We start from the raw sequence: 6,740 nt of genomic DNA on the forward strand, positions 1-6,740 counted from the left end.
GGCATCCTCGGCTCGAAGCGGTCGTCGAGCGGATGCCGGCACGGCGAAGCTTTGGGGATAGGCGCGGGACGGAGCGCCTTTCACGTCGCCGGAAGCCGTGCCGGCGTATAGCTCTGAGCCGATGCACAAGCTGCTGATTCAGCTCGGCCTTCGCTTCGACGACCCCGACGAGGAGCGGTCGTTCGTGCGGAGCTTCACGCTCCACGATCTCGGCCGCACGCAGGCCGCGATGGTGCTCGGCGCCTTCGTCTACTGCTCGTTCTCGGCCATGGACTGGATCCTCAGCCCGGAGGCCTGGGCCGTGGCCACCGCGCTCCGGCTCGCCGTCGCCGTCCTGGTCCTCCTGCCCGCGACGCTCCTGCTCACCCGGCCGGGGGCCCGGCCCTTCGCGGAGCGGATCTACCTCGTCTACTGCGTCGTCCCGGGCTGCGTGCTCAGCGTGATCTACGTGTTCCTGCGGCCGAGCTTCGACCACGGCGCGGCGGGCCTGATCGTGGTGATCCTGTTCGTCTCGACGCTGCTGCCCCTGCGGGTCCCCTCGTTCGCGGCGTTCGCCGTCCTGACCTGGACCTGCTTCGCCCTGTTCGAGACGGTGGCGGCGCACGACAATCCCGGCTTGGCGCTCGTGAACAATGCCGAGCTCGGCGCCGCCTACGCGCTCTCGTTCTACGGCGTCGCCGCCCGGGAATTCCGGGCCCGGCGCCAGTTCCGGACGACGCAGGAGCTGCAGGTCGAGAAGGAGCGCTCGGAGGCGACCCTGGCCGAGCTGCGGGCCGCCCAGGCGCAGCTGGTCCAGGCCGAGAAGCTCGCCGCGCTGAGCCAGCTCGTGGCGGGCGTGGCGCACGAGATCAACACGCCCATCGGCCTCGCGCTGACGACCTCGACCGCCTTCGACCACGACCTCGCGCGGCTGCGCCGGACCATCGCCTCGGGTCAGATCCGCCGGTCCGACCTGACGCAGAGCGTCGAGCGGCTGGGCGAGGGCGCCGCCCTGGTCTTCGCCAACCTGACGCGGGCCGCCGACCTCGTGCACAATTTCAAGCAGGTCGCGGTCGATCAGGCGACGGAGGACCGGCGCCGCTTCGAGGTCCGATCCTGGCTCGTCGAGCTGATGAGCACGCTCGATCCGGTCCTGCGGCGCAAGGGCCACGAGGTCCGGCTCGCCTGCCCCGACGGCATCCTCCTCGATTCCTATCCCGGCGCGCTGGCGCAGATCGTCAGCAACCTCGCGCTCAACGCCAGCGTCCACGCCTTCGAGGAGCGGCCGGGCACGCTCGACATCGACATTACCCGGCTCGGCGACGCGCAGATCCGGATGGTCGTGCGCGACGACGGGCGCGGCATCCCGCGGGAGAACCTGCAGCGGATCTTCGATCCGTTCTTCACGACGGGACGCGACAAGGGCAGCACCGGCCTCGGCCTGCACATCGTCTACAATCTCGTGGTCTCGACCCTGCGCGGGCAGATCGCCATCGCGAGCGAGGAAGGCGTCGGAACGCGGGTGACGATCGAGCTTCCCGTGACTGTCTCTTGACGGGCATCATGCGGATGCGGCGGTGCGGACCGTTGCGAAGCTCGCGTCAGTGCCCAAGTTGTCCCGGCCGGCCCGGCCGGCGGTGAGAAGCGCGAGCGCCCATGCACGGCACGTTGTCCCGGCCGGACTCCCCCGCATCCCGGCCGGCCCCGGCCTCCCGGCTGCCGCTCACCCTGCGGCTGGCGCTGCGCGAGCTGCGCGGCGGGCTGTCCGGCTTCCGCGTCTTCATCGCCTGCATCGCGCTGGGCGTGGCCGCCATCAGCGGCGTCACCTCGATCGCCGCCTCGCTCTCCGGCGGGCTCGGCCGCGAGGGGCGGCGGATTCTGGGCGGCGACATCACCTACAGCCTGATCAACCGCGAGGCGACGCCGGCCGAGCGCGCCGTGCTCGACGGGCAGGCGCCGGTCTCGGAGGTGGCGAGCCTGCGCGCCATGGCGGTGGCGGGCGACGGCGGCGCGGCCCTGGTCGAGCTGAAGGCGGTCGATCCGAGCTATCCGGCGGTCGGCACGGCCGAGACCGACCCGCAGGGTTCGGTGCAAGAGCTCATCGCCGAACGGGACGGCGTCTACGGCGCGGTGGCCGATCCGGCCCTGCTGACCCGGCTCGGACTGAAGGTCGGCGACCGGGTGACGCTCGGCGGCTTTCCCATCGCGATCCGCGCCGCCCTCGTCTCCGAGCCCGACCGGGTCGGTTCGGGGATCGGCTTCGGGCCGCGTCTGCTCGTCTCGCTCGCCGCGCTCCGCGCCACCGGCCTGATCCAGCCGGGCAGCCTCAACCGCTTCACCTACCGTCTGCAACTCCCCGGCGCCGACGATGCCCGCCTCGCCGCCGTCCACGCGGCGGTGCAGAAGGCGCTGCCGGATGCGGGTTTCGAGATGCGCTCGCGCGACAACGCCGATCCGCGCTTCGCCAAGGGCATCGAGCGCTTCACGCAGTTCCTCACCCTCGTCGGGCTCACCGCGCTCATCGTCGGCGGGGTCGGCGTGGCCAACGCCGTGCGCGCCTTCGTCGACGGCAAGCAGGCGTCCATCGCCACCCTGAAGAGCGTCGGCGCGCCGGGCTCGCAGGTGGTCGGGCTCTACCTGATCCAGGTGATGCTGATCGCCGCCATCAGCACCGTGCTCGGCCTCGCCATCGGTGCGGCCCTGCCCTTCGTGCTCGACCTCGCGCTGCGCGACCAGCTTCCGCTGCCGCTCAACCCCGAGATCGCCCCGGCCCGCCTCGCGCTCGCCGCCGCCTACGGCCTGCTGACGGCCCTCGCCTTCGCGATCCTGCCGCTGGGGCGCGCCCACGACGTCTCCGTCGCCGGCCTCTTCCGCGATACCGTCGATCCGGCCGCGCGCCGGCCGCGCTGGCGCTACCTCGCGGTGCTGGCCGCCGCCCTCCTCGCGCTGGCGGGCCTCGCCCTCCTCACCGCCTTCGACCGCAAGGTCGCGCTGTTCTTCATGGCCGCCGCCGCCCTCGCCTTCGGGGCCCTGCGCCTCGTCGCCGTGGGGCTGATGGCGCTCGCCGCGCGGATGAAGCGGCCGAAGGGCATGGTGCCGCGCATGGCGCTGGCGAACCTCCATCGCCCCGGCGCGCTGACCCCGGCCGTCGTGCTCTCCCTCGGCCTCGGCACGACGCTGCTAGTGACGCTCGGCGCCATCGACAGCAACATCACCCGCGCCCTCGACAGCTCGCTTCCGGGCCGCGCCCCGAGCCTGTTCTTCCTCGACGTGCCCTCGCGCGACGCGGAAGCTTTCTCCGCCTTCCTCGGGGCGCACGCGCCCGACGCCAGGATCGAGCGGGTGCCGATGATGCGCGGCCGCATCACGGCGCTGAACGGCGTGCCGGCCGGGCAGATCAAGCCGCCGGAGGACGCCGCCTGGGTGCTCGACGGCGACCGGGGCATCACCTACGCCGAGACCCCGCCCGACGGCTCGACGATCATCGAGGGCGCGTGGTGGAACGCGGAGGAGGCGCGCCAGCCCCTCGTCTCCTTCGATGTCGAACTGGCGCGCTCGCTGGGGCTGACGGTCGGCGGCACGGTCACGGTGAACGTGCTCGGCCGCTCGATCACCGCGCGGGTCGCCAACCTGCGAAAGATCGAGTGGCGCTCGCTCGGCATCAACTTCGTGATGGTGTTCTCCCCCGGCACGTTCCGCGGGGCGCCGCACGCCGACCTCGCCACGCTGACGTTGCCCAACGGCCCGGATCCGAAGCTGGAAGCGGAGGTGGTGCGCGACGCCGCCAAGGCGTTCCCCTCGGTGACCTCCGTGCGGGTGAAGGACGCGCTGGAGGCGGTCAACGACCTCGTCCACAAGCTGGTGCTCGCGATCCGCGGCGCCAGCGTCGTCGCCGTGCTCGCGAGTCTCCTGGTGCTCGCCGGGGCGCTCGCCGCCGGCCACCGGGCCCGGCTCTACGACGCGGTGGTGCTCAAGGTGCTCGGCGCCACGCGGATGCGGCTGCTCGCGGCCTACGCCCTCGAATACGGGGCGCTCGGGCTCGCCACCGCCTTCTTCGGCATCCTGGCCGGCTCGATCGCGGGATGGGTGATCGTCTCCCGCGTCATGCGCCTCGATTTCGCGCCCGACCCCGTCGGGGCGCTGGCGGTGGCCGCTTTCGCTGTTATCTTCGCGGTGGTGGCCGGACTCGCGGGAACGTGGCGCATCCTCGGCCAGAAGCCGGCGCCCTATCTACGGCAGTTCTAAGATCAGTCTTCCACGTTCGGGAACGGGCTTTCATCCCGGCAAAGCCCGAAAAATCTTACGTCTTTGTCAGGCTTGAAAACGCGGCCGTTCGGTCGAGCCCCACTTGTTTATGGCTGTTCCAGCGAACATATTCGGGCACGAGGCGCGCTCGACGCGCCGGGGGTTGCGTGCGGACCTCGACAAACTCCACGCCGGGAGCTTCCAAGGGAAACTTTCATGGCATTCGACAACAGCCCGTTTCGCTACGGCGCCCAGCCGCAGGGATACGCCGGCTCTCAGGTCGAAGTCGACCAGGGCCTGCGCAGCTTCATGCTGGGCGTCTACAACAACATGGTCGTCGGTCTCGGGATCTCCGGTCTCGTGGCGCTGGCCCTCAACATGGCCGCCGTCGCGCAGACCGGCGCCGGCCGCGTTGCCCTGACTCCGTTCGGGCAGTTCCTCTACACCAGCCCCTTCAAGTGGGTGCTGATGCTCGCGCCGCTGGCCTTCATCTTCGTGTTCTCGTTCCGGATGGACCGCATGTCGGCCTCGTCCGCGCGGATGATGTTCTGGGCCTTCGCGGCGGTGATGGGCGCCTCGATGTCCACCCTGCTGCTCGTGTTCACGGGCGCCAGCGTGGTGCGGGTGTTCTTCATCACGGCGGCGACCTTCGGTGGCCTGAGCCTCTACGGCTACACCACGAAGCGCAGCCTGTCGGGCATGGGCTCGTTCCTGATCATGGGTCTGATCGGCCTGATCATCGCCTCGCTGGTGAACCTCTTCCTGGCTTCGTCCGCGCTCCAGTTCGCGATCTCGGTGATCGGCGTGCTCATCTTCGCCGGCCTGACCGCCTACGACACGCAGAAGCTCAAGGAGATGTACCTCTACAGCGGCCTCGACGCCGAGGGCGCTGCCAAGATGTCCGTCAACGGCGCGCTGACGCTGTACCTGGACTTCATCAACATGTTCCAGTTCCTGATGCAGCTGCTCGGCGACCGCCGCTAAGCGACGAAGCAGGATCTGAAACGAGGAAGAGCCCCGGCCGAAAGGCCGGGGTTTTTTCGTGGGATGAGGGTTCCTGTCCCTCTCCCCTCCGGATGTCGGGCTCGCCCGATATCCGACTTTCTTGTCCAAGTCGGGCAAGCCCGACTTGGATGGAAGGAGGGTGGCCTCAGTAGGAGGTCGGGTGAGGGGAGCGCCGCTCCCGGAAGGACCTGAGCCGGCCCCTCTCCCGCCCGCTCCGCGGGCACCCGCCCCCGCGGAGGCGGGAGGGTTTTCCAACTACCGATCGTCGTCCACCGCCTCGCAGACCAGCGGCGGCGGCGCCTCGACGCCGCGCCAGCGGCCGTAGGACCAGGGCTTGTGCCACGCGGCGCCGGCGGGCAGGCGTTCGGGCACGAGGTCGATGCCGTGGGTGCCGAACGGACCGCAGCGGCAGATGCGGGCGACGCCCATCCAGCCGCCGGCCCAGAGGCCGTGCCGCTGGATCGCCTCGTCGGTGTAGGCCGAGCAGGACGGCCAGTGCCGGCACTGGCGCCCAATCAGCGCCGACAGGGTGAGCTGGTAGGCGCGGATCGCCCCGTGCGCGGCCTGGCGGAACATGGCGCGTCAGGCCGCCTCGGGCGCGCCGGTGCCCTTCCGCGCCGCGATATGGTCGAGGGCGTCGACCACCGCGTCGAAGGTCAGGAGCGTCGAGGCGTGGCGGGCGCGGAAGTCGCGCACCGGCTCCAGCACGGCGAGATCGGCCCACTTGCCGTCGGGGACGGGGCCGTTCTCCTTGAGCATCGCCCGCATCCGGGCGCGGACCGCGCGCAACTCCTCGGCGGTGGCGCCGACGACGTGGCGGGCCATCAGCGAGGAGGAGGCCTGACCGAGGGCGCAGGCCTTCACGTCGTGGGCGAAGTCGGCGACCGTGGTGCCGTCCGCCGCCAGGCTGAGATCCACGGTGACGGTCGAACCGCACAACTTGGAATGGGCGGTGGCGGTGGCGTCCGGCGCCGCCAGCCGGCCGAGACGGGGAATGTCCGCCGCCAGTTCCAGGATGCGGCGGTTGTAGATGTCATCGATCATCGCTGACACGCCTTTCGCGGGCGCCCGTTCGGAGAGACGTCAAGGAAACGTTGAGCCAGATACGCATGCCACGCATTGCGCGGCGGCGCGATTGCGACGATATAGGCGCGACACCGTCATTCCGCGAGAATGGCACCGTCGACCCCGGTCACGCCCTGGCCCAGGATTCGGATCGTTCGAGGGCGTCGGCACTTAAACGGTTAAGACGCCGGGACGGATCGACGATGTACGCCAAGCCCGACAGCACGACCATGAAGGCGCGTGTGGCGAAGGCCGGAGATGCCATGGATGCCGCTCTCAAATCCTTGTCCTACGGCATGAGCGACGACGAGCGACGCATGAGCGCCGTCGGCCTGCAAGGGATGCGCGGCGCCGGAGCGGTAGAGGACCGGGTCGGTCCCGTCGGACGAGTAGGGGTTGGCGACGAACTTTTCCGCCGTCAGCTCGGGCCGCTTCAGGTAGCCCGC

At 70.5% G+C, this 6,740-nt stretch carries 5 protein-coding genes and 1 pseudogene; 4 read left to right on the forward strand and 2 right to left on the reverse strand.

Going from position 1 to position 6,740, the window contains the following annotated elements:
- The first annotated feature begins 121 nt into the window (after positions 1–121).
- The 3 genes from ABS772_RS14060 (at position 122) to ABS772_RS14070 (ending at position 5,208) form a co-directional block, all read left to right on the forward strand.
- Entirely contained in the window at positions 122–1,534 is a 1,413-nt protein-coding gene (locus ABS772_RS14060) for a sensor histidine kinase (RefSeq protein ID WP_350395451.1), read from the forward strand.
- Between the two features lie 101 nt (positions 1,535–1,635).
- A complete protein-coding gene (locus tag ABS772_RS14065) occupies positions 1,636–4,224 on the forward strand; it encodes an ABC transporter permease (protein ID WP_350395452.1) in 2,589 nt (862 codons plus the stop codon).
- A 216-nt stretch (positions 4,225–4,440) separates the two neighbouring features.
- Positions 4,441–5,208 (forward strand): Bax inhibitor-1/YccA family protein, encoded by a 768-nt coding sequence (locus ABS772_RS14070; protein WP_238253582.1) that lies wholly within the window; start codon positions 4,441–4,443, stop codon positions 5,206–5,208.
- Positions 5,209–5,484: 276 nt separating this feature from the next.
- Here ABS772_RS14070 and yidD read toward each other — a convergent pair whose 3' ends face one another.
- Both yidD and ABS772_RS14080 read right to left on the reverse strand, forming a co-directional pair.
- A complete protein-coding gene (gene yidD / locus ABS772_RS14075) occupies positions 5,485–5,805 on the reverse strand; it encodes a membrane protein insertion efficiency factor YidD (RefSeq protein ID WP_350395453.1) in 321 nt (106 codons plus the stop codon).
- Positions 5,806–5,811: 6 nt separating this feature from the next.
- Entirely contained in the window at positions 5,812–6,273 is a 462-nt protein-coding gene (locus ABS772_RS14080; protein ID WP_350395454.1) for an iron-sulfur cluster assembly scaffold protein, read from the reverse strand.
- A 224-nt stretch (positions 6,274–6,497) separates the two neighbouring features.
- On the opposite strand from ABS772_RS14080, the pseudogene ABS772_RS14085 reads away from it, so the two are divergent.
- Positions 6,498–6,740, forward strand: a pseudogene (locus tag ABS772_RS14085) (hypothetical protein); the annotation flags it as partial.

It is taken from the genome of Methylorubrum podarium, assembly GCF_040270385.1.
Taxonomy (GTDB): Bacteria; Pseudomonadota; Alphaproteobacteria; order Rhizobiales; family Beijerinckiaceae; genus Methylobacterium; species Methylobacterium podarium.